The following is a 23,500-nucleotide window of genomic DNA, read 5'->3' as shown; positions in this document are numbered from 1 at the left end:
TACTGGGTCCTGCATGCGCCGTCCTGTGCGCTCCGGCGTCAGGCCATGCGCAGCAGCTTGCCGCCCATGTGCGGCGTGCGCACAGGCACCACGGTGGGCGCTGGCGCCGCCTTGATCTGCGGGGCCTCGGGAACCATGGCCGCCGGCAGCGACTTGCGCACGGGTTGCGCGCGGGGCGTGTCGCCGATGTTCACGCTCTGGGCCGTCAGGTCGGCCGTGACCTCGCGCAGCCGCGCAGACTGCGCCATGGAGGCCTGCACCACGTCGCCCATGATGGCCGTGACCTGGTGGGAGGAATCCACGATTTCCTGCATGGTCCCGCCGGCCTGTCGCACCTGCTCGGCGCCCAGAGCCACCTGCTCCACCGAGGTGTGGATGAGCTGCTTGATCTCCTTGGCGGCGGCGGCACTGTTCTGCGCCAGTGCCCGCACCTCGCCGGCCACCACGGCAAAGCCCCGGCCCTGCTCGCCGGCGCGGGCCGCCTCCACGGCGGCGTTGAGCGCCAGGATATTGGTCTGGAAGGCGATGCCGTCCATCACGCCGATGATGTCGTTGATCTTGCGCGAGCTGGCGCTGATGGACTCCATGGTGCCCATCACCTCGTGCACCGTGCGCCCGCCCTGCTCGGCCACCAGGCAGGCCTGGCGGGCCAGTTCATTGGCCTGGCCTGCGTGCTCGGCGCTTTCGCTCAGGCCCTGCATGGCCTCGCCCAGGGTCTGCGCGGCCGTGAAGCGGCGCGTGATATCGCGGGCGTACTTGACTACCTTGAAGGGCCGGCCATCGGCATCGAGGATGGGATTGTAGCTGGCCTCGATCCAGACCTGGCGGCCGTGCTTGCCGATGCGCAGGTACTGGCCTGCATCGTGCTGGCCGCTGCCCAGCTTGCGCCAGAACTGCGCGTATTCGGCGCTTTGGCGCTCATGGGGCTGGACGAACATGCTGTGGTGCCGCCCCGTGACCTCGTCCAGCGTGTAGCCCATGGCCTGCAGGAACAGGCGGTTGGCATGGAGGATGTTGCCGTCCAGGTCGAACTCGATGATGGCCTGCACCTTGGAGATGGCCGCCAGCTGGCCTTCGGCATCGGCGTTGCGGCGCTGCTGCTCGGTGATGTCGGTGGCGTACTTCACCACCTTGAAGGGCCGGCCATGCCGGTCGAAGATGGGGTTGTAGCTGGCCTGCAGCCAGACATCGCGCCCATCCCTGGCGATGCGCCGGTAGCGCCCCGCATCGTGGATGCCGCTGCCCAGGCGCTGCCAGAACTGGGCGTATTCGGGGGATTCGCTGACCTGGCTGTCCACGAACATGCGGTGGTGCTGGCCGATGACCTCGTGCGCCTCGTAGCCCATGGTGTCCAGGAAGTTCTGGTTGGCAGCCAGCACATGGCCTTGCAGGTCGAACTCGATCACCGCCTGGGACTTGTGTATGGCGGCCAATTGCCCGTCAAGCTCCGCCTTGCGGCGTGCGCCACCGAGGTCCAGGATTCGACTCCATGCTGAGCGCTTCATGGGAATTCCTCTCTCCAAAGCATGCCGGCCGGTGATGCGGGAGCCCGATGCGGGGTGCAAGTGTTACTTTATGTATTTTTATGGAGGCGCAAGCCATTCGTGTATTGATTTTGTCAAACGGAGCCGACTCGCAATAAGCCAAGGGTTTGCCCTTGCTCCGGGCCTCGTCTGCCCCTTGGACGGGCGCCGCCCGGGCCGGTGGCATGATGCGGCCATGCCCGCCTGGATAGACACCCACTGCCACCTCGATGCCCCCGAATTCGACGCCGACCGCGATGCCGTGCGCGCGCAGGCGGCCGAGACAGGCGTTGCGCATCTGGTGATTCCGGCCGTGGCGCGCGAGCACTGGGACACCGTGGTGGCGCTGGCGCGGCGCCATGGCGACAGCTATGCGCTGGGCATCCATCCGCTGTACACGCCCAATGCCCGCGAGCAGGACATTGCCGCATTGCGCGAGACGCTGGACCGGCTGCGTGGCGATCCTCAACTGGTGGCCGTGGGCGAGATCGGGCTGGACTTCTTCGTGCCGGGGCTGGACGCACAGCGGCAGGTCTGGTTCTACGAGCAGCAGATCGCGCTGGCGCGCGAGTTCGATCTCCCGGTCATCCTGCATGTGCGCAAGTCCAGCGACCGGCTGCTCAAGACCCTGCGTGCACGGCCCGTGGCGGGCGGCATTGCCCATGCCTTCAATGGCAGCGGGCAGCAGGCCCAGGCCTTCATCGACCTGGGTTTCAAGCTGGGCTTCGGCGGCGCCGTGACCTATGACCGCGCGCTCAGGCTGCGCGAGTTGGCAGCCAGCTTGCCGCTGGACGCACTGGTGCTGGAAACCGACGCTCCCGACATTCCGCCGCACTGGCTCTACACCACGGCCGGGCAGCGCGCCCAGGGCCAGGCCCAGGGCCGCAACACGCCGGCCGAGCTGGCACGCATTGCGGATGTGATTGCGCAACTGCGCGGCATCACGCCCCAGGCCCTGGCCGAGGCCACGGGCCGCAACGCGCGTGCCGCGCTGCGAGGCCTGCCCGCCATGGCCTGAACCAAGCTTGAGCGGAACCTGAATCTGAGCGGTCTTGCCGCCCGCTGCCAGCAGCCCGGCGACCGCTGGGCGACAATGCCGGCCATGTCCTTGACCGTTCCCGACCTGCCGCCCCCCGGCACCCCGCGCTGGCAGGGCCTGGCGCCGGTGGCCGATGCGCGGACCCGGGCCCTGGTGCTGGGTAGCTTTCCGGGCCTGCGATCGCTGCAATTGCAGCAGTACTATGCCCATCCGCAAAACCAGTTCTGGCCCCTGCTCCAGGCCTTGTGGCCCGAGTATCCGCAGCCCGGCCGCGATGACTATGCGGGCCGCTGCGAATGGCTGCTGGCCCGGGGCCTGGGGCTGTGGGATGTGTACGCCAGCTGCGAGCGCGAAGGCAGCCTGGACAGCGCCATCCGCGCTGCCGAGGTGAACGACTTCGCTGGGCTGCGCACGCACTGCCCGCAGTTGACGCTGGCCTTGCACAACGGTGGCGAGAGCTACAAGCACGCCGGCCGCACGCAGGCCCTGGGCCTGGCTGCCGTGAAGCTGCCATCGACCAGCCCGGCCAACGCGAGCTGGCGTTTCGAACGCAAGGTCCAGGCCTGGCGCGAGGCGCTGGCTCTCCATCAACTGCTCTGAATCTTTCCATTTTTCCCGACGTGATACGCAAGACCCGTGGCGCCGCCAAGGCCGCCCCTTCCTCTCCCGCCAACGCCGCAGACGCCGAGCTGCCCGAAGTCAGCGTCTCCGACGATGGCGATGTGCGCCACCTGCACCTGGGCACGCCCTGGATACAGGGCTCCATGCGCATACGCGAGCCCTTCGAGATCGAGCTGGAGTACGTGCAGCGCATGATGGGCTGGCTGCTGTTCATGGAACCCGCCAGCGTGGCCGGCCGCCATGCCATGCAGCTGGGCCTGGGCGCCGCGGCCATCACCAAGTTCTGCCACAAGAAGCTGCGCATGCGCACCACGGCCATCGAGCTGAACCCGCAGGTGCTGGCCGTGTGCCGCAGCTGGTTCAAGCTGCCGCCCGACAGCGACACGCTGCGCGTGGTGCTGGCCGATGCGGCCCAGGAAATCCGCAAGAGCCAGTGGCTGGGCACGGTCGATGCGCTGGCCGTTGATCTCTATGACCACGATGCGGCCGCGCCCGTGCTGGACAGCGCCGAGTTCTATGCCGATTGCCGCAATCTGCTGACCGAGGACGGCATCATGACCGTCAACCTGTTCGGCCGCACCTCCAGCTACGAGCGCAGCCTGGCGCGCATGGCCGAAGCCTTTGGCGAAGAGGCCATGTGGGCCTTCCGCCCCACGCGCGAAGGCAACACCGTGGTACTGGCCCAGCGCACCCCGCGCGCGCTCGACCCCGCAGCGCTGCAGGCCGCCAGCGCCCAGGTGCAGGCCCGCTGGGACCTGCCCACCACGCGCTGGCCCAAGATCTTCGTGCGGCCCTGGTAGAGCGGGCTGGCCGGGCAGGGAGGCCGGCAGGCTTACCATAGGGCGCAGTTCAGCTTCCGGCCCAACGCCATGTCCGACCCGACCTCCACCGCACAGCCCACAACCGCCGTCGCTCCGCGCAATCCTTCGGGGCCCCTGGACTGGCGCAGGCTGGTGCAGTGGCTGCAGGCCGACGGCGTGATCACGGCCGAAGAGGCCCAGCGCACCGTGGCGCGCTGCTCGCAGGCCGAGAGCACCCAGCACCCGCTGGTCCGGCTGGCCAACGTGGGCGTGGCCCGGGCCGGTGACGGGCGCGCGCTGGACATCGAGGAGCTGACCCAGTACCTGGCGAGCCGCAGCGGCCTGGCCTACCTGCGCATCGACCCGCTGCGCGTGGATGCGGGCCGCGTGGGCGAAATCATGAGCGCCAGCTATGCCGAGCGCCACAAGGTGCTGCCCGTGCAGGTGTCGCCGCAGGAAGTGGTGGTGGCCACGGCCGAGCCGTTCATCGACGACTGGGTGGCCGAGGTCGAGCGCCAGGCGCGCCGCAAGGTGCGCCGCGTGCTGGCCAGTCCGGTGGACCTCAAGCGCTACACGGGCGAGTTCTTCGCCTTGGCCAAGTCGGTGCGCGCTGCCGAGAAGGCCGGCGGTGCGGCCAGCGCGGCCAGCTTCGAGCAGCTGGTGGAGCTGGGCAACAGCAGCAAGCAGCTCGATGCCAACGACCAGGGCGTGGTGCGCGTGGTGGACTGGCTGTGGCAATACGCCTTCGACCAGCGCGCCAGCGACATCCACATGGAGCCCCGGCGCGACCAGGGCGTGATCCGCTTTCGCATCGACGGCGTGCTGCATCCGGTCTACCAGGTGCCCATGGGTGTTCTCAACGCCATGGTCTCGCGCGTGAAGCTGCTCGGGCGCATGGACGTGGTGGAAAAGCGCCGTCCCCAGGATGGGCGCATCAAGACCCGCAACCCGCGCGGCGACGAGGTGGAAATGCGCCTGTCCACGCTGCCCACGGCCTTTGGCGAAAAGCTGGTGATGCGGATCTTCGACCCCGACAACACGGTCAAGGACCTGGACGCCCTGGGCTTCACCAGCCATGACGCCCAGCGCTGGAACGAGCTGGTGCGCCGCCCGCACGGCATCATCCTCGTGACCGGTCCCACGGGCTCGGGCAAGACCACCACGCTGTACTCCACGCTCAAGCGCGTGGCCACGGAGGAGGTCAACGTCAGCACCGTGGAGGACCCGATCGAAATGATCGAGCCCAGCTTCAACCAGACCCAGGTGCAGACGCAACTGGACTTCGGCTTCACCGAGGGACTGCGTTCGCTAATGCGCCAGGACCCGGACATCATCATGGTGGGCGAAATCCGTGACCTGGCCACGGCCGAGATGGCCGTGCAGGCCGCGCTGACCGGCCACCTGGTGTTCTCCACGCTGCACACCAACGATGCGCCCAGCGCCGTGAGCCGGCTGATGGAGCTGGGCGTGCCGCCCTACCTGATCAACGCCACGCTGCTGGGCGTGCTGGCCCAGCGCCTGGTGCGCACGCTGTGCCCGCAATGCAAGCAGCGCGACGAGGAGACTTCGGCCGCCACGCTGGCCGAGGCCGTGCGGCCCTGGAAACTGTCAGGCAGCTACCAGCCCTACAAGCCCGTGGGGTGCGTGGATTGCCGCATGACGGGCTTTCGCGGGCGCATGGGCCTGTACGAGCTGCTGACCGTGAGCGAGGCGCTCAAGCAGCAGATCCACACCTCACCGTCCATGGATGCGCTGCGCCGCCAGGCCGTGCAGGACGGCATGCGTCCGCTGCGCCTGGCCGGAGCCCTGCGCGTGGCCGAAGGCGTGACCACGCTGCAAGAGGTCATGGCCAGCACGCCCCTGCTAGGCTGACTGGCGGATAAAAACGTAAGTGCCTGCTCTTGCGCAGGCCGTTGCCAATGATGGATGGGGTGCCTGGCATGGGCACCCTTTTTTCCTCATGCGGGTAGGACATGAGGGTATGCCCTTTGTAGGTGGAATCCACATTCGGACACAGTTTTTCTGAACGCAAAATCGCCGGGTCGTGATTCCGTAAGGAGACATTCTCGTGAAAATCAAGAGTCAGAAAGACTTTTTTTCCGGCGTGATGTTTTTGGTTGTCGGCCTCGCTTTTGCGATCGGCGCAACCAACTACACCGTCGGCACCGGTGCCCGCATGGGCCCGGGCTACTTCCCGCTGATCCTGGGTGTGCTGATGTCCATTCTGGGCACGGCCATCTGCTTCTCCGGCCTGACCAAGGGACCCTCCGGCGGTGACAAGATCGGCAAGTGGGCGTGGAAGCAGGTGTTCTTCATCCTGGCCGCGAACTTTGCCTTCGGCATCCTGCTGGTCGGCGTTCCCAATCTGGGCATTCCCCAGTTCGGTCTGATCGTCGCCATCTACGCGCTGGTGTTCATCGCCAGCCTGGGCGGCCATAGCTTCAACTTCAAGGAAGTGGCAATTCTGGCCACCGTTCTTGCCGTAGGCAGCTATGTGGCCTTCGTGTGGGCACTGAATCTGCAGTTCCCCGTCTGGCCCAGCTTCATCACCGGCTAAGCAGGAGCATCGTCCGTGGAACTTTTTCAGAACCTGGCGACCGGCTTCGGCGTCGCCTTCACTTTCCAGAACCTGATCTACTGCTTCGTCGGCTGTCTGCTCGGTACGCTCATCGGCGTGCTTCCAGGCATCGGCCCCGTGGCAACGATCGCCATGCTGCTGCCAGCGACCTACGCCCTGCCTCCGGTGGCGGCGCTGATCATGCTGGCCGGTATCTACTACGGTGCGCAGTACGGTGGCTCGACCACCGCCATTTTGGTGAACCTGCCGGGTGAATCCTCGTCCGTGGTGACCGTGATCGACGGCTACCAGATGGCCAGAAAGGGGCGAGCGGGACCTGCTCTCGCTGCCGCAGGACTCGGCTCGTTCTTCGCAGGCTGCGTGGGCACCGTGATCCTGGCCGCCTTCGCACCTCCGCTGACGGAAGTGGCCTTCAAGTTCGGCCCTGCCGAGTACTTCTCGCTGATGACCCTGGGCCTGATCGGCGCCGTGGTGCTGGCTTCGGGCTCGCTGCTCAAGGCCATTGCGATGATCGTGCTGGGCCTGCTGCTGGGCATGGTCGGTACCGACGTGAACTCCGGTGTGGCCCGGTACAGCTTCGACATTCCCGAACTGACCGACGGTATCGACTTCGTCGTGATCGCCATGGGCGTGTTCGGCTACGGCGAAATCATTGCCAACCTGTCCAAGCCCGAGGACGAGCGCGAAGTGTTCGCAGCCAAGGTGACGGGCCTGATGCCCACCGCCGAGGACTTCAAGCGCATGCTGCCTGCCATGCTGCGCGGCACGGCCCTGGGTTCTGCCCTGGGTATCCTGCCCGGTGGCGGTGCCATGCTGTCGGCCTTTGCTGCCTACACCATCGAGAAGAAGACCAAGCTCAAGCCGGGCGAAGTCCCCTTCGGCCAAGGCAACATCCGTGGCGTGTGCGCGCCCGAGTCGGCCAACAACGCAGGTTCGCAGACCTCCTTCATCCCGCTGCTGACGCTGGGCATTCCGCCCAACGCCGTGATGGCACTGATGGTGGGCGCGATGACCATCCACAACATCCAGCCGGGCCCGCAGGTGATGACCAGCAACCCCGAGCTGTTCTGGGGCCTGATCGCCTCAATGTGGATCGGCAACCTGATGCTGATCGTCCTGAACCTGCCGCTGATCGGCGTCTGGATCAAGCTGCTGACCGTGCCCTACCGCTGGCTGTTCCCGTCCATCGTGCTGTTCTGCGCGATCGGCGTGTACGGTACCAACAACAACACCTGGGACGTGTGGATGGTGGGTATCTTCGGCTTCGTGGGCTATGTGTTCCACAAGCTGGGCACCGAACCGGCTCCCTTGCTGCTGGGCTTCATCCTGGGCCCGATGATGGAAGAAAACCTGCGCCGTGCGCTGCTGCTGTCGCGTGGCGACTGGAGCGTGTTCGTGACCCGTCCGATCTCGGCCGGCCTGCTGCTCGCCGCCGTGGTGCTGCTGGTGGTGGTGCTGATGCCCGCAGTGAAGAACAAGCGCGAAGAAGCATTCGTCGAGGATTGATCGCCTCAGCGCTGCAACCATGTTGCTTGACGGCCCTTCGGGGCCGTTTTTTTTTGCGTCGACGAGAAATGCACGTGAAAGCTGTTGATCCCGGATGGCGGGAGGACGCAGCGCCCGTGCCTGCACAATAGCGCGCAGTCTTTCGAGGTCACGATGTCCCCACTTCTGTCATCCCAGCACCCGCTGCGCGTGCTGCTGCACAACGAGATCCATGCGCGTCCCGCCGAGGAAATGCAGGCGCCGCTGGCCATCACCCATGTGGTGATGCTCACCGACGCGGCCCAGCGCGAGGCCAGCCGCGCCCATGTGGCCACCCTGCTGCGCAACCACCACCTGCCCCCGCCCGATGCGGCGACCACGCATGTGCTCATCGATCTGGGCGCCTTTCACCTGCGCTGGGAGCTGCACACGGAATTCGTCTGCTGGACCTTCAGCAAGCCCATGTCGCAGGCCGGCATGGACGATGTGCGCGAGCCCGAGGCCGCCATCGACTACGTGCCGCGCGACTGGCTGGCTGCATTGCCTGGCCAGTGCCTGAGCGGCCTGCACCTGTGGGCCTTGCAGGAACAGGCGATCAACGAGCCGCACCTGGTGCGCCACCTGCTGCAGGAAGACACGCTGGTGGGCGCACGTGTGGCCGGCGATGCGGGCAAGGTCTACACGGACTTCGCCATCCATGCCGATGGCTTCTCGCGCATGCTGCTGCTGGCCGGCGAATCGCTGTCGCCGCGCCGCCTGGGGCGGTTGGTGCAGCGCCTGCTGGAGATCGAGACCTACCGCATGGCGGCCTTGCTGGGCCTGCCGGCAGCCCGCCAGGCCGCTGCCGTTCTGGCCACGGCCGAGCGGGACCTGGCGGCCCTGGCCCATTCCATCCGCCTGGCGGACCGCGATGCCGAGCCGGCGCTGCTGGACCGGCTCACGCGCCTGGCCGGGCAGGTGGAGAGCGAGTACGCCACCACGCACTCGCGCTTTTCCGCCAGTGCGGCCTATTTCGAGCTGGTGGACAAGCGCATTCAGGACATCCAGGAATCACGCATCGACGGCATACAGACCATCCGCGAGTTCATGGACCGGCGCCTGACGCCGGCGCGCAGCACCTGCGAATGGGCGGCGCGGCGGCAGAACGCGCTGTCCGAGCGCGTCTCGCGCGTCAGCAGCCTGCTGCGCACGCGCGTGGAGATCGAGCAGCAGCAAAGCAGCCAGCAACTGCTGGGCGCCATGAACCAGCGCCAGGACATGCAGCTCAAGCTGCAGTCCACGGTGGAAGGCCTGTCCGTGGCCGCCATCACCTACTACTTCACGGGCCTGATCAGCTATCTGGCCAAGGGCGCCAAGGCCCTGGGCTGGCCCTGGTCGCCGGAGAGCACGGCCGCCGTCGCCATTCCCGTGGTGGCGCTGGGTGTGTGGTGGTCCTTGCGCAGGCTGCACCACAGGCTGTTCCGTGGCCAGCACGGCGGCGGCGCGCATTGAAGGCAGCGCCAGGGGCTCGCCGGTGTGCCGGCGAGTTCACGTTTTCTCACGTTTGGCGTGAAAGCGTCGAAGCCTCGCGCACAATGTGCGCTGCCGTTCTGCAAGGATCGAGCAAGGTTGTGTTTGTTCAGGAGTGAGACATGGATCTGGGAATCGCGGGCAAGTGGGCCCTGGTATGTGGCGCCAGCAAGGGCCTGGGCTTTGGCTGTGCCAAGGCGCTGGCGCAAGAGGGTGTGAACCTGGTGATCAATGCGCGCAATCCCGAGGCCCTGCAGGAGGCCGCGGCCAGCCTTGCGGCCCTCGCGCCGCAGGTGAAGGTGCTGGCCGTTGCCGCCGACATCACCACCGAGGAAGGCCGTGCCGCCGTGCTGTCGGCCGCCGGCGGCCCGGGCGTGGATTTCGATATCGTCATCACCAATGCGGGCGGCCCGCCTCCCGGCGATTTCCGTGACTGGGACCGCGCGGCCTGGCTCAAGGCCGTGGACGCCAACATGCTCACGCCCATCGAGCTGATCAAGGCCACGGTGGACGGCATGGCGGCACGCGGCTTCGGCCGCATCGTCAACATCACGTCCAGCGCCGTGAAGGCGCCCATCGACATCCTGGGCCTGTCCAACGGCGCGCGCAGCGGCCTCACGGGCTTTGTGGCGGGCCTGGCGCGCAGCGGCATCGCGGCCAAGGGCGTGACCATCAACAACCTGCTGCCCGGCAAGTTCGACACCGACCGCCTGCGCACCACCTTCACGGCCGCCGCCAACAAGAGCGGCAAGAGCCTGGACGATGTGCGCCTGGTGCAGCAATCCCAGGTGCCGGCGCGCCGCTTCGGCACGCCCGAGGAATTCGGCGCCATCTGCGCCTTCCTGTGCAGCGCCCACGCAGGCTACATGACGGGCCAGAACATCCTGCCCGACGGCGGCCTGTACGCAGGAACCTTCTGATGCGCCAGGGCACTGCGACCATGACCGCCTCCGGAGCCTGCAAGCCCCGGACAGTGCCAGGCATGGCCGCGCAGTTGCAAACGGGCGGCGGACAGGGGCGGTCTTGAAAGCCCCGGCCCTGCATCGCGGCCAGCGGCCTCGCCGCAGCCTGCCCATGTCGCATGCCATGCAGGGAGCCGGGAGATGAGCGAACTGTCCCACCAGACGGACTGGTCGCAGGCGATTGCAGGCCCCTCCGCGCGCCCGGCGGCTGCGCTCAGTCCCCCAGGCGTGCGCCATACCCTGGGCCTGATGCTCGTGCTGCTGACGGTGGCCCTGGCGGCCGCCGTCGTCTGGCTGCTCAGCGGCATGCGCACCACCGCGCAGGAAGAGGCATCGCTGCGCCTGGTGCGCTTTGTGCTCGGCACCGAGGCGGCCATCAGCCGCAGCCTTGAATCCCTGGACGCACTGGCCATGGGGGTGGATGAATGGCTGGGTTCGCGCGATCCCGCATCGGCCTCGCAGCCGCAACTGCAGGAGATGCTGCACGCCATGGAGCGGCAGAACACGCTGGCGCGCCGCGCCTCCGTGCACGACTCCAAGGGCCGCGAGCTGGCGGCTTCGGGCGATGGCCCGGCCATTGATCTGCCGGCCCAGGCCTGGGAGCGCCTTGCGGCCCAAAGCCGCTCAGAATTGCTGGCCAGCCCGCCCTCCGTGGCGCCGCAGCCGCCGGGCGGCGAGCGCATGCTCTATCTGGTGCGCCCGCTGAGCCGTGCGCAGCAGGGTGGCTATGTGCTGATGCAGGTGCCGGTGGCGGCGCTGGGCGCGGTGCTGGCCCAGGGCGGCGTGCTGGACGGACTGGAAGTCACGCTGGAGCAGGGCAGCGGCGAGCTGCTGCTGTCCATGCCCCCCTACGGCGAGGCCTCGGCTGCGCGGTTGCTGCCGGCGACATCGCAGTTGGCGTCCAGCGGCGTCATGCCCATGGCCGCACGCCTGAGCCGCGTGCCCGCCCTGGTGGCCGCGCATCCGCTGCCCAAGGGCAATCTGTGGGTCACGGCCAGCCTGCCCATGTCCTCCGTGCTGGCGGGCTGGCGTGTGGCGGCCTGGCTGATGGTGCTGGCCGTGATGATCTTCGGCGTGCTGCTGGCCATACTGGGCTGGACGGTCCACCGCTACATGGATCGCCTGCATGCCGCGCGCCGTCAGGCACAGCGCTCCGAGCAATGGCTGGACCAGGCGCTGGACAGCATGGTCAGCGGCTTTTTGCTGCTGGATTCACAGCAGCGCGTGCTGCGCTGGAATCGCTGCTACGAGGAGATGTTTCCATGGCATGCGGATCAGCTGGAGCCCGGCCGGCCCCTGCAATCCCTGCTGGATGCCAGCCCCAGCGCCGTGGGTCTGGTGGCGGCGCCGGAGCAGATCGATGAGGCGAAGGACCTGCACCGGCAACTGGTGCTGCGTCCTGGCGTCCCCATGGAGCAGCAACTGGCCAGCGGCCGTTTCGTGCAGATGACGGCGCGCCCGGCTGCCGAGGGCGGCGTGGTCATCACCTACAACGATGTCACCGATATCCGGCTGGCCACGGCCGAGATCGAAAGCCTGGCCTTCTACGATCCGCTGACCAGCCTGCCCAATCGCCGCCTGCTGCTGGACCGCCTGGCCCAGGCCACGGTGCTGGCTGCGCGCGAAGGCTGGACCGGGGCGCTGCTGTTCCTGGACCTGGACCAGTTCAAGATGCTCAACGATACGCTGGGCCATGAAGTGGGCGACCAACTGCTGCAGCAGGTGGCGCACCGGCTGCGCAGCGCCGTGCGCTCTTCGGACACGGTGGCGCGCCTGGGGGGCGATGAATTCGTGGTCATGCTCTGCGAGCTGTCGCACGAGCCTGCCGAGGCGGCCACGCTGGCCCAGCGCATTGGCGAGAAGATCCTGGCTCGGCTCAACCAGTCCTATGTGCTGGGTGCCCACCTGCACCGCAGCGCCTGCAGCATTGGCGCCACGCTGTTCGGCCGCCAGCCGCAGTCGGCGGCCGAGCTGCTCAAGCAGGCGGACATCGCCATGTACCAGATCAAGGCGCGCAACGGCAGCGGCCTGTGCTTCTTCGATCCGCAGATGCAGGTGGAGATCCACCAGCGCGTGCGCATGGAGGGCGACCTGCGCCAGGCCCTGGCGCAGTCCCAGTTCGAGCTGCACTACCAGCCCCAGTTCACGCTGGCAGGCGAGGTCATCGGTGCCGAAGCCCTGCTGCGCTGGCGCCACCCCGAGCGCGGCCTGGTACCGCCCGGCATGTTCATCGCCGTGGCTGAGGAAAGCGAGATCATCGTGCCGCTGGGCATGTGGGTGGTGCGCACGGCCTGCGAGCAGCTGGCCGCTTGGCAAAAGGATGCGCGGCTGCGCCATCTGCAGGTGGCCGTGAATGTCAGCGCCCGCCAGTTTCGCCACCAGGACTTTGCCTCCCAGGTCATCGAGCAGGTGCGCAGCGCAGGCATCGCCCCCCATCTGCTCAAGCTGGAGCTGACCGAGTCGCTGGTGATCGAGAACGTGCAGGAGTCCATCGCCAAGATGAAGCAGCTGCGCAGCCATGGCGTGTGCTTTTCCATGGACGACTTCGGCACCGGCCATTCCTCGCTGACCTACCTCACCCAGCTGCCGCTGAACCAGCTCAAGATCGACCAGTCCTTCGTGCGCCACCTGGGCATGCGCCATACCGACGATGTGATCGTGCAGACCATCATCGGCATGGCTCGCAACCTCAACCTGGATGTGATCGCCGAAGGCGTGGAAACGCTGGAGCAGCGCGCCCTGCTGGCGCACTACGGCTGCGAGTACTTCCAGGGCTATCTGTTCAGCCCGCCCGTTCCCATCCGCGCGTTCGAACAGCTGCTGGCCAAGGTGCCCGTGCGCACCGCGGCACACGGCCTGCCCAAGGCTATCCCCGGCGCGAAGACACCATGATGCCGCCCACGATGAGTACGAACGCCAGGCCGTGGTACAGGCGCGGCGCTTCGCCCAGCAGCGCGATCGACAGCAGGGCGGTGAACAGCGGGATCAGATTGCCGAAAAAGCCCGCCACGGCCGGGCTGCTGCGCTGCACGCCCAGCCCCCAGAAACGGTAGGCCAGGATGGCCGGGCCCAGGGCGATGAACAGCAGTGCCCCGCCCAGAGGCCAGCCCCACTGAATGTGGAACTGCCCCATGGCCATCTCGCCGCCCGTGAACAGGCCGGACCAGACCAGGCCGAAGACCATCTGGGCCAGCAAAAAGCCTGCCCAGTCCGAGCGCAGCCGTTGCGGGACCTGCGCCTTGGACAGCAGCCAGGTGTAGAGGGCCCAGACCATGGTGGCCAGCACCATGAACAGATCGCCGGGCACGAGCTGCAGATGCAGCAGCAGCTCAGGATCTCCGCGCGACAACACCACGGCCACGCCCAGCATCGACAGCAGTGCGCCCAGCAGTTGGCGCCGGCTGACGGGAATGCCCCAGACGATGCGGCCCAGGGCCAGCATCCACACCGGCATGCTGGAGCTGACCAGGGTGACGTTCAGCGGCGTCGAGGTCTTGAGCGCCAGATACAGCAGCGCGTTGTAGCAGCCGATGCCCAGCAGGCCCAGCACGGCGAACTGCCGCCAGTGGCTCCAGGTGCCGCTGCTGCGGCCCAGTGCCCATCCTGCCAGCGGCACAAGCAGGACAAAGGCAATGGCCCAGCGCAGGAAGTTCAGCGCAAACGGCGAGATCAGGTCATGGACCAGGCGGCCCACGATGGCGTTGCCGGCCCACAACAGGGGCGGCAGCGTCAGGATGGCGGCGGTGGACAGCTTCAGCGGCGGGCTCGTGTGGCTCATAGGCCCGCCACTATAGGTGCTGCGAACGCTCTTTGCCGGCCTTGCGCCAGTCCTGTGCGGGCCCGGTGCAGCGTCTTGCGCGTGGCCTCCCGAAACATGGCACGATGCCGCTCTTGTTGGTTTTTTGCAGGAGTGCATCCCATGGGTATTGCAGTGCAGATCCGCCACAACGGCGGCCCCGAAGTCCTGGAGCTGGTGCAGGTCGCCGTGGGCGAGCCCGGGCCGGGCCAGGTGCGCATACGCCACCATGCGGTGGGCCTGAACTTCATCGATGTCTACCAGCGTTCGGGCCTGTACTCGCTGCCCATGCCCTTGAGCCTGGGCATGGAGGGCGCAGGCGTGGTCGAGGCCGTGGGAGAGGGCGTGCAGCACCTGGGCGTGGGCGACCGCGTGGCCTATGCCAGCAATCCGCCGGGCAGCTACAGCGAAGTGCGTGTCATGCCCGCCATGTGCGTGTGCCGCCTGCCCGACGCCATCGCGTTCGAGACGGCTGCCGCCATGATGCTCAAGGGCCTGACGGCCCAGTACCTGCTCAAGAAATGCATTCCGGTGGAGGGCCTGGCACCGGGTGATGCCGTGCTGTTCCATGCGGCGGCCGGTGGCGTGGGCCTGATTGCCTGCCAATGGGCCAGGGCCATGGGCCTGCAGCTCATCGCCACGGCAGGCTCGGACGAGAAGTGCGCGCTGGCACTGGCCAACGGCGCGGCCCATGCCATCAACTACCGCAGCGAGAACTTCGCCGAACGCGTGCAGGAAATCACGGGCGGCCAGGGCGTGAAGGTGGTTTACGACAGCGTGGGCAAGGACACCTGGGAAGGCTCGCTGGCCTGCCTGCGGCGCTTTGGGCTGATGGTCAGCTTCGGCAACGCATCCGGTCCCGTGGCGCCTTTCGCACCCGCCGTGCTGGCCGCCAAGTCGTTGTATGTGACGCGCCAGACCCTGTTCTCCCACATCACCAGCCGCGAGGCCACCCAGGCCATGGCCGACGATTTGTTCGCCGTGGTGGAAAGCGGTGCCGTGAAGATCCACATCGACCAGCGCTATCCGCTGGCTGAAGTGCGCCAGGCCCATCTGGACCTGGAGGCACGCAGGACCACGGGCTCCACCATCTTGCTGCCATGAACGGGGAAAAGAGCCCAGCCGACCCAGGCGTGCAGGCATGGCTGAACCGGGTGCGCGCCGCAACCCGCCAGCCTGCGCTGCAGCCGCGCCGGCCGCTTCAGGTGGCGGCAGAGGAAATCGGTTCGCTGGAAGATGGGCTGGCTGCGCAGTTGCCGGACGGGGTGATGCAGGCCCATGGCGTGGCGCTGCGGCAGCAGGCCGGCCACTGGCACCTGCAGGGCGAAGGTGATGCCACGGCCCTGCTCAACGCCCTGGCACGCGTGCTGCGAGCCTGCGGCCACAGCGGCCCCTGGCGCGATGAGCAACTGGCCGTGTGCAACGTGCAGGGTCAGCGCATTGGCACCGTGGAGCGTGGCGCCGTGCGTCCGCTGGGCATTGCCACCCTGGCCGTGCACCTGGTGGGCGAGACGGCCGACGGCCGCATCTGGGTGCAGCAGCGCGCCGACAGCAAGCCCACCAACCCCGGCATGTGGGACACGCTGATGGGCGGCATGGTGGCCGCGCACGATACCCTGGAACAAGCCGTGCAGCGTGAAACCTGGGAAGAGGCCGGCCTGCGCGTGGGCGAGCTGCAGGGCCTGCGCCATGGCGGCCACGTACTGTTCGAGCGCCCCAGCGACGAGGCCGAGGGCCGTGGCTTCATGCGCGAACGCATCGACTGGTTCAGCGCCACCGTGCCGGCTGCGCTGGAGCCCAGCAACCAGGATGGCGAGGTGCAGGCCTTTGCACTGATAGAGCGCGACCAGCTCGTGCAATGGCTGCTGCAGGACCGCTTCACGCCCGAGGCCGCCCAGGTGCTGGCGGCCTGGCTGGGCTGGTGACCGGGCAAGGCTTGCGGCGCCTCAGCGCGCCGCCTTGTCCAGCGCCGATTCCTTGAGCCGGCTGGGCGCCAGGGCGCCGGCCGATTCCAGGATGGGATAGGCCACAGAGCACAGCAGCGAGTTGATGCGCTTGAGGTCGCTGATGAGGTCGATGTGCAGCGAGCTGGTCTCTATGCTGGAGACGGTGTTGTCGGACAGGCGGGCCAGGTGGGTGGCCGAGTAGGCCAGTTCCAGATCGCGAAAGCGCGCCTTTTCCTCCAGCAGCTTCTGGGCCTCGCGCACATTGCCGTTGAGAAAGACGCTCATGGCCAGGCGCAGATTGTCCAGCAGGTGGTGCAGCAGCTCGCGGATCTCCTGCGTGCCGGCCTCGGAGAACTGGCGGCCCTTCTTGATCTTCTTGTCCTCGATGTCCAGCAGCACGCGCTCGATGATGTCCCCGATCTGCTCCATGTTGATGGTGAAGCTGATGATTTCCGTCCAGCGCTGGCCCTCGCGCTCATCCAGTTCGGCGCGCGAGATCTTGGTCATGTAGTACTTGATGGCCGAGTACAGGTCGTCCACCGTGCCTTCAAGCTCGCGCAGCTCCTGGGACAGCTTGAGGTCGTCTGTCTCCAGCACGCGCTGCATGCCGATCAGCATGGACTCGACCATGTCGGCCTGGTGCAGGGCCTCGCGCGCGGCGCAGGAAATGGCCAGCGACGGCGTGCTCAGCGCCGAGGGGTCCAGGTGGCGGGGCCGCAGCAGGCTGGTGGAACTGGCCTCGGGCTTGGGCAGCAGGGCCGTCACCCAGCGCGCCACGGTCTGCGTCAGGCCGATGAAGCACAGGCTGTTGAAGATGTTGAAGGCCAGGTGGAACAGCACGATGTTCTGGCCCTTGCCGTCGATCAGCGGCATCACATAGGTGGCCCACAGCCCCAGGAAGGGCGCCACGATGGCCACACCCATGATCTTGAACAGCATGTTGCCGATGGTGACCTGGCGCACTTCCACGCTGGACTTGGCCGTGGTCAGCACGGCCACCAGGCCGCTGCCGATGTTGGCGCCCAGCGTCAGGCCCAGCGCCACTTCCATGGGAATCGCGCCCGAGCTGGCCATGGCCGCGATCAGCAGCACGATGGCCAGGCTGGAATAGGCCATCACGGCCAGCAGCGCACCCAGCAGCAGCTCCATGAAGATGTCGCTGGTGACAGAGGCCAGCAGGGTGCGCACGGCGGGGGCTTCCAGCAGCGGCTCGGTGGCATCGACCACCAGGCGCAGGGCCAGCAGCATCACGCCCAGCCCGATGAGCACGCGGCCTATGCGCCCGGCCGTGGTGTCCTGGCGCGTGATGAACAGCACCACGCCGACAAAGATGAACAGCGGCGACAGCCAGGACAGGTCGGTGGAGAACAGCACGGCCATCAGCGCCGTGCCCACGTCGGCGCCACGCATCACGGCCAGCGCGGCCGGCAGCGAGATCAGGCCCTGGCCCACGAAGGCCGAGGTCATCAGCGAGGTCGCCGTGCTCGACTGCACCAGCGCAGTCACGCCCAGGCCCGACAGCGCGGCCGAGAAGCGGTTGCTCATGCTGTGGGCGAGCAGGTTGCGCAGGTTGGCGCCGAACACCCGCAGCACGCCGGTGCGGACCATGTGCGTGCCCCAGACCAGCAGGGCGATGGCGGCCAGTAGATTGAGTAAGTGCTTCATGTGCTGTGAGCGGAGAAGCGGACCAATATAACCCCGGTCCCGGCTTGCGCGCAGGAGAGTCGGCCGCATGAGCGCACAGTTTGGTGCGAAATAAGGAAAATTGTAGAAATAAAACGAATCGAAAAGAATTTCGGTTGACCCAAAACGCACTCAGGAAAACCCGAGGAAAACCCGCCGGCATGCAGCCGGTGGCCCCCTCAATGAAAAAGCCCCTCGCAAGAGGGGCTGGCGGCGGCTCCGGTTGCGGCAGGGATCAGATCAGGTGCCCTTGGCCCGCCGTGCGCGCAGCACCTCGTCCAGGATCAGCAGGGCCGCGCCCACGCTGATGGCGATGTCGGCCGCATTGAAGGCCGGAAAGTGCGAACGGCCCCAGTAGAAGTCCAGGAAGTCCACCACGTAGCCGTGCTGCAGGCGGTCCACCACGTTGCCGATGGCACCGCCCAGGATGCTGGCCAGCGAGAAGCAAAACAGCTTCTGCCCCGGATGCTTGCGCAACTGCCAGACGATGAGCAGCGTGGCCGCCGCGCCGATGCCCACGAACAGCCAGCGCTGCCAGCCACCGGCTCCAGCCAGGAACGAGAAGGCCGCGCCCGTGTTGTGGGCCCGCACGATGTTGAAAAAGCCCGTGATCGGCGTCCAGTCGCCCAGCTGGTAGGCATCAAGGATCCACTGCTTGGTGAGCTGGTCGATGGCGATGATCGCCAGCGACCAGGCCAGCCAGGGCCAGATGCGGCGGCTGCGGGATTCGGGGACTGCGGCAAAGCTAGGGGTCATGGCAGCGCCTCGGTGGGATTACGCCTTGCGGCGCTCTTCGCCGGCACCGTGCAGGTTGCTGTCGCAACGGCCGCACAGGCTGGGGTGCTCGGGATTGATGCCCACGTCGGCACGGTAGTGCCAGCAGCGGTCGCACTTGGCATGGCTGCTGGGTGTGACGGCGGCCTGCAGCGTCTCGCCCGCCAGGGCCTCGGCGGCCGAGGTGATGAAGACGAACTTCAGGTCGTCGCCAAGGCTTTGCAGCAGGGCCAGGTCTTCGGGCTGGGCCGAGACACGGACTTCGGCCTGCAGCGAGGAGCCGACCCGGCCTTCGGCGCGCACGGCCTCGATGTCCTTGTTCACCACGTCGCGGATCTCGCGCAGGCGGGCCCACTTGGCCAGCAGGGCCTCGTCGCCGGCCGGCAGGTCGGTGTAGGTCTCCAGGAAGATGGACTCGCTGTCGCCGAAGACCTTCCAGGCCTCTTCGGCCGTGAAGGACAGGAAGGGCGCCATCCAGCGCAGCATGGCGTGCGTGATCTGGTGCAGCGCGGTCTGGGCGCTGCGGCGGGCCAGGCTCTTGGGCGCGCTGGTGTACAGGCGGTCCTTGAGCACGTCCAGGTAGAAGCCGCCCAGGTCTTCCGAGCAGAACAGCTGCAGCTTGGCCACCACAGGGTGGAATTCGTAGACCTTGTAGTGGGCCAGCACCTCGGCCTGGAACTGGGCCGCACGGGCCAGGGCCCAGCGGTCGATTTCCAGCAGCTCTTCGGTGGGAACCGAGTCTTTCGCCGCGTCGAAGTCGCTGACGTTGGCCAGCAGGAAGCGCAGCGTGTTGCGGATGCGGCGGTAGGCGTCCACCACGCGGGCCAGGATCTTGTCGTCGATGCCCAGGTCGCCCGAGTAGTCGGTCGAGGCCACCCACAGGCGGATGATCTCGGCGCCCATCTTGTTGCTCACGTCCTGCGGGGCGACGGTGTTGCCCAGCGACTTGGACATCTTCTTGCCCTGGCCGTCCACGGTGAAGCCGTGGGTCAGCAGGCCGCGGTAGGGCGCGCGCCCGAAGATGGCCGAGGCCAGCAGCAGCGACGAATGGAACCAGCCGCGGTGCTGGTCATGGCCTTCCAGGTAAAGGTCGGCCTCGGGGCCCTGGTCGTGGTGCATGTCGGCGTGCGTGCCGCGCATCACATGCCAGAAGGTGGAGCCGGAGTCGAACCAGACTTCGAGGATGTCGGTGCTCTTGGTGTAGTGCACGGCTTCCTCGGCGCCCAGGATGTCCTCGGCCGTCACGCGGCTCCAGGCCTCGATGCCGCCTTGCTCGACCATGGCGGCGGCCTGGTCGATGATCTCCATGGTGCGCGGATGCAGTTCGCCGCTGTCCTTGTGCAGGAAGAAGGGCAGGGGCACGCCCCAGCTGCGCTGGCGCGAGATGCACCAGTCGGGCCGGCCGGCGATCATGTCGCGCAGGCGGGTCTTGCCGTTCTCCGGGTAGAACTGGGTGTGCTCGATGGCTTCCAGCGCGATCTGGCGCAGCGTCTGCGCGGGCTTGTCACCGGGCTTGGTGAACACTCCCTCGCCCTCATCCATGCGGATGAACCACTGGGCGGCGGCGCGGTAGATCACCGGCGTCTTGTGGCGCCAGCAGTGCGGGTAGCTGTGGGTGATGGTCGTGGTATCCAGCAGGCGGTCGCCCAGCTTGAGCGCATCGATGATGACGGGGACGGCCTTCCAGATGTGCTGGCCGCCGAACAGCGGCAGCTCGGGTGCGTAGACGCCGTTGCCCTGCACGGGGCTCAGGATGTCATCGCGCGTCATGCCGTTGTTCATGCAGCTGTTGAAGTCGTCCACGCCGTAGGCGGGGGCCGAGTGCACGATGCCGGTGCCGTCATCGGCCGTGGCGTAGTCGGCCAGGAACACGGGCGAGACGCGGTCAAAGCCCTTGTCCACGTGGGCCAGCGGGTGCTTGAACTGCAGGTGGTCCAGCTTCCTTCCCACGGCGGTGGCAAGGACCTGGCCTTCGAGCTTCCAGCGTGCCAGGCATTTGTCGACCAGGGCGGAGGCCACGATCAGCAGGCCGCGCTCGGTATCCACCAGGCTGTATTCCAGCTCGGGGTTGACGTTGAGCGCCTGGTTGGCGGGGATGGTCCAGGCCGTCGTCGTCCAGATGACGATGAAGGCGGGCTTGGCCAGCGAGGTCAGGCCGAAGGCGGCCGCCAGCCTGTCGGGCTCGGCCGTGGGGAACATCACGTCCAGCGTCTGGCTTTGCTTGTCGGCGTACTCGATCTCGAACTCGGCCAGCGAGGAGCCGCAGTCAAAGCACCAGTACACCGGCTTGAGGCCGCGGTAGACGAAGCCGCGCTCCATGACACGCTTCAAGGCGCGCAGCTCGGCGGCCTCGTTGGCGTAGTTCATGGTCTTGTAGGGATGGTCCCAGTCGCCGAGCACGCCCAGGCGCTTGAAGTCCACCATCTGCTGGGCGATCTGCTCGGTGGCGAATGCACGGCTCTTGGCCTGCATCTCGTCGCGCGGCAGATTGCGGCCATGCAGCTTTTCGATGGCGTTCTCGATGGGCAGGCCGTGGCAGTCCCAGCCCGGCACGTACATGGCGTCGAAGCCCTCGAGCTGGCGGCTCTTGACGATCATGTCCTTGAGCGCCTTGTTCACCGCATGGCCGATGTGGATCTTGCCGTTGGCGTAGGGCGGGCCGTCGTGCAGGATGAACTTGGGCGCACCGTGGCGCGCATCGCGCAGCTTCTTGTAGATGCCCTTGTCCTCCCATTCCTGGACCCAGCCCGGCTCGCGCTTGGGCAGATCGCCGCGCATGGGGAAGGGCGTGTCGGGCATGTTCAGCGTGGCGCGATAGCCCGCATTGGCGTTGGGAGAGACTTTCGAATCAGACATGGAGAACCTTGAAAGCAGGCCAGAGCCCGGACCGTCTGGTCCAGGCACGGGAAAAAGGGGAGGAAGCCTGGTGCGCACCCGCGCCCGGGCAGGTGACGGAGATCGTCAAATTCGGTCGCGCGTGGTCTGGCGACGGGTCTCGGTGTAGATGGGTGTGTGGATGGTGGCGAAGAACGCGCGCGCGTCATCGCAGTCCTTGGCGATGCCGGCGGTGAGGGCGTCGAGACTGTCGTACTTCAGCTCGTCGTGCAGTTTGTGCAGAAGTTCCACGCGGATGATTTTACCGTAGGCCTCTTCGCCACCCGGCGCGCCGGGCCAATCGAGGCAGTGGGTTTCCAGCAGGACGCGCCCGCCGTTGACATCCGTCGGGTCCAGGGAAGGGCGCACACCGAGGTTGGCCACGCCGCGCAGAGGACGCTCATGCAGTCCGTGGACCAGTACCGCGAAGATGCCGCTGGCCGCGGGCTTCCAATGGTTGAAGCGCAGGTTCAGCGTTCGAAAGCCGTCGCCCGCGCCCTGGCGGCTTTCGGCCAGGCTGCGGCCCAGCTTGCGCCCGTGGACCACATGGCCGGAGATGGTGTAGGGATGACCCAGCAGCCGCGCCGCATCCTGCATGCGCCCCTCGGCCAGGGCGCAGCGCACATGGGTGCTGGACACGCGCAGGCCATGCACTTCGTAGCTGTTCATGCGGGCCACGTCAAAGCCCTGGCGCTGGCCTGCCGCGTCCAGCATGGCGTAGTCGCCCGCGCGCTGGGCGCCGAAGCGGAAATCGTCGCCGACCAGCACGTATTTCGCGCCCAGGCCGGCCACCAGCACCTCATCGATGAAGGCCTGGGGCGCCTGGCTGGCCAGCGCCCGGTTGAAGGGCAGCACCACGGTCTGGTCCACGCCGCAGCGCTGCAGCTCCGACAGCTTGTCGCGCAGCGTGCCTATGCGCGCCGGCGCGATCTCGGGCCGGCCCAGGGCCTGGGCGAAGTAGTCGCGCGGATGGGGCTCGAAGGTCAGCACGCAGGTGGGCACGCCACGCTGGGCAGCTTCAGCCGACAGCAGGGCCAGCATGGCCTGGTGACCCCTGTGAACACCATCGAAATTGCCGATGGTGACGGCGCAGGCCGGTTCTCGCCCTGGATGGTTGAAGCCTCGAAAAATCTTCATGGGACGCTTTGTTTTCAATAGCGGCTGGCACGCGCGCAGCCAGCGCAGGCTGTCAATCCGACACGGAAACAGAGTATATTGCCTCGATAAGGCCTGCCTTGCAGGCCCTGTGCACTGGCTGCATTCCCGTTCACCTTGGTGTCAGAGGAGGCGTGTCGTGAAGGTCTTGAAGCTGTCGGCCCAAGGGCTGCCCCAATCCTGGATTACGCTGGAGCAGGCGGCGCTGCATTACGCGGCGGACGATGTGCGCTGGGAGTCCGGCGGGGAAGTCGCCTGTTTCCGCGGTGGCCACAATGCCGTCACGGGCTGCCAGTCGGTCATCCACATCAACAGCATCATCGGCACGCGCGGTGCGCCCTCCATCAATCCGCACAGCCTGCAGCCGGGCCTGACCAACGGCAAGCTGTTCGCACGCGACCGCTGCATCTGCGCCTACTGCGGCCGGGTCTTCCACGAAAACGACCTCACGCGCGAACACATCGTGCCCATCTCCGCAGGCGGCGGCCATCACTGGATGAATCTGGTGACTGCCTGCCGTTCCTGTAACCACCGCAAGGGCGCCCGCACGCCTGAACAGGCGCGCATGCCCCTACTCTACACGCCCTATGTACCCAGCCTCTGGGAAGACTTCATTCTGCGCAACCGGCGGATTCTGGCGGACCAGATGGAGTTTCTGCTGCTGCACGTGCCCAGAAGCTCGCGCTGGGCGCGCGATAGCCTTGTCGGGGACGGTGGTGCGCCCACGCACGAGGTGGCGTGGGCTTGATGAGAAC

18 protein-coding genes are annotated in these 23,500 nt (G+C 67.1%); 12 read left to right on the top strand and 6 right to left on the bottom strand.

What is annotated here, in order from left to right; genetic code table 11:
• Positions 1 to 38 precede the first annotated feature (38 nt).
• On the bottom strand, positions 39 to 1,505 hold the full coding sequence (locus ACF8O7_RS11740; RefSeq protein WP_392443397.1) for a methyl-accepting chemotaxis protein: 1,467 nt from the start codon (positions 1,503 to 1,505) through the stop codon (positions 39 to 41).
• A 214-nt stretch (positions 1,506 to 1,719) separates the two neighbouring features.
• Here ACF8O7_RS11740 and ACF8O7_RS11735 point away from each other — a divergent pair, with 214 nt between their 5' ends.
• From ACF8O7_RS11735 to ACF8O7_RS11695, 9 genes are all read left to right on the top strand, one after another.
• Positions 1,720 to 2,541, top strand: a complete 822-nt coding sequence (locus tag ACF8O7_RS11735; protein WP_043789797.1) for a TatD family hydrolase — start codon at positions 1,720 to 1,722, stop codon at positions 2,539 to 2,541.
• Between the two features lie 75 nt (positions 2,542 to 2,616).
• Positions 2,617 to 3,162, top strand: a complete 546-nt coding sequence (locus ACF8O7_RS11730; protein ID WP_016451089.1) for a DNA-deoxyinosine glycosylase — start codon at positions 2,617 to 2,619, stop codon at positions 3,160 to 3,162.
• A 20-nt stretch (positions 3,163 to 3,182) separates the two neighbouring features.
• Entirely contained in the window at positions 3,183 to 3,983 is an 801-nt protein-coding gene (locus ACF8O7_RS11725) for a hypothetical protein (protein ID WP_016445733.1), read from the top strand.
• Between the two features lie 69 nt (positions 3,984 to 4,052).
• Entirely contained in the window at positions 4,053 to 5,855 is a 1,803-nt protein-coding gene (locus tag ACF8O7_RS11720; protein ID WP_016445734.1) for a GspE/PulE family protein, read from the top strand.
• A 196-nt stretch (positions 5,856 to 6,051) separates the two neighbouring features.
• The gene (locus tag ACF8O7_RS11715) at positions 6,052 to 6,540 is read left to right on the top strand and encodes a tripartite tricarboxylate transporter TctB family protein (RefSeq protein WP_016445735.1); all 489 of its coding nucleotides are present in this window, start codon (positions 6,052 to 6,054) and stop codon (positions 6,538 to 6,540) included.
• Between the two features lie 15 nt (positions 6,541 to 6,555).
• Positions 6,556 to 8,067, top strand: a complete 1,512-nt coding sequence (locus ACF8O7_RS11710) for a tripartite tricarboxylate transporter permease (RefSeq protein WP_016445736.1) — start codon at positions 6,556 to 6,558, stop codon at positions 8,065 to 8,067.
• A gap of 153 nt (positions 8,068 to 8,220) precedes the next feature.
• Positions 8,221 to 9,537: a DUF3422 family protein gene (locus tag ACF8O7_RS11705; RefSeq protein WP_016445737.1), complete on the top strand. Its 1,317-nt coding sequence runs from the start codon at positions 8,221 to 8,223 to the stop codon at positions 9,535 to 9,537.
• Positions 9,538 to 9,677: 140 nt separating this feature from the next.
• Complete coding sequence (locus ACF8O7_RS11700; protein WP_016451090.1) at positions 9,678 to 10,475, top strand: SDR family oxidoreductase; 798 nt, start codon at positions 9,678 to 9,680, stop codon at positions 10,473 to 10,475.
• Positions 10,476 to 10,658: 183 nt separating this feature from the next.
• Positions 10,659 to 13,409: an EAL domain-containing protein gene (locus ACF8O7_RS11695; RefSeq protein WP_046984437.1), complete on the top strand. Its 2,751-nt coding sequence runs from the start codon at positions 10,659 to 10,661 to the stop codon at positions 13,407 to 13,409.
• Here the strand turns inward: ACF8O7_RS11695 and ACF8O7_RS11690 are convergent.
• Positions 13,384 to 14,295: a DMT family transporter gene (locus ACF8O7_RS11690; RefSeq protein WP_016445740.1), complete on the bottom strand. Its 912-nt coding sequence runs from the start codon at positions 14,293 to 14,295 to the stop codon at positions 13,384 to 13,386. The genes ACF8O7_RS11695 and ACF8O7_RS11690 overlap by 26 nt on opposite strands.
• Before the next feature lie 141 nt (positions 14,296 to 14,436).
• Here ACF8O7_RS11690 and ACF8O7_RS11685 point away from each other — a divergent pair, with 141 nt between their 5' ends.
• Together ACF8O7_RS11685 and ACF8O7_RS11680 are read left to right on the top strand one after the other, a co-directional pair.
• A complete protein-coding gene (locus ACF8O7_RS11685; protein ID WP_016445741.1) occupies positions 14,437 to 15,417 on the top strand; it encodes a quinone oxidoreductase in 981 nt (326 codons plus the stop codon).
• Positions 15,414 to 16,238, top strand: coding sequence for an NUDIX domain-containing protein (locus tag ACF8O7_RS11680; RefSeq protein WP_016451091.1), 825 nt, complete (start codon positions 15,414 to 15,416; stop codon positions 16,236 to 16,238). Before ACF8O7_RS11685 ends, ACF8O7_RS11680 begins: the two co-directional genes overlap by 4 nt.
• A gap of 21 nt (positions 16,239 to 16,259) precedes the next feature.
• Here the strand turns inward: ACF8O7_RS11680 and ACF8O7_RS11675 are convergent, their stop codons facing one another.
• The 4 genes from ACF8O7_RS11675 to ACF8O7_RS11660 all read right to left on the bottom strand — a co-directional run bounded on the left by ACF8O7_RS11675 (position 16,260) and on the right by ACF8O7_RS11660 (position 22,727).
• Complete coding sequence (locus ACF8O7_RS11675) at positions 16,260 to 17,924, bottom strand: Na/Pi cotransporter family protein (RefSeq protein WP_016445743.1); 1,665 nt, start codon at positions 17,922 to 17,924, stop codon at positions 16,260 to 16,262.
• A gap of 258 nt (positions 17,925 to 18,182) precedes the next feature.
• On the bottom strand, positions 18,183 to 18,698 hold the full coding sequence (gene lspA, locus ACF8O7_RS11670) for a signal peptidase II (protein ID WP_046238068.1): 516 nt from the start codon (positions 18,696 to 18,698) through the stop codon (positions 18,183 to 18,185).
• Positions 18,699 to 18,716: 18 nt separating this feature from the next.
• Positions 18,717 to 21,572: an isoleucine--tRNA ligase gene (gene ileS, locus ACF8O7_RS11665; protein ID WP_046238069.1), complete on the bottom strand. Its 2,856-nt coding sequence runs from the start codon at positions 21,570 to 21,572 to the stop codon at positions 18,717 to 18,719.
• Positions 21,573 to 21,677: 105 nt separating this feature from the next.
• On the bottom strand, positions 21,678 to 22,727 hold the full coding sequence (locus tag ACF8O7_RS11660) for a bifunctional riboflavin kinase/FAD synthetase (RefSeq protein ID WP_034399628.1): 1,050 nt from the start codon (positions 22,725 to 22,727) through the stop codon (positions 21,678 to 21,680).
• A 157-nt stretch (positions 22,728 to 22,884) separates the two neighbouring features.
• On the opposite strand from ACF8O7_RS11660, the gene ACF8O7_RS11655 reads away from it, so the two are divergent.
• On the top strand, positions 22,885 to 23,493 hold the full coding sequence (locus ACF8O7_RS11655) for an HNH endonuclease (protein ID WP_016445747.1): 609 nt from the start codon (positions 22,885 to 22,887) through the stop codon (positions 23,491 to 23,493).
• Positions 23,494 to 23,500: the final 7 nt, after the last annotated feature.

Source organism: Delftia sp. WSY_16, from assembly GCF_043104415.1.
GTDB classification, from domain to species: Bacteria; Pseudomonadota; Gammaproteobacteria; order Burkholderiales; family Burkholderiaceae_C; genus Comamonas; species Comamonas tsuruhatensis.
The sequence above is the reverse complement of the archived record's forward strand: the minus strand, read 5'-3'. Positions and strand labels throughout refer to the sequence as shown.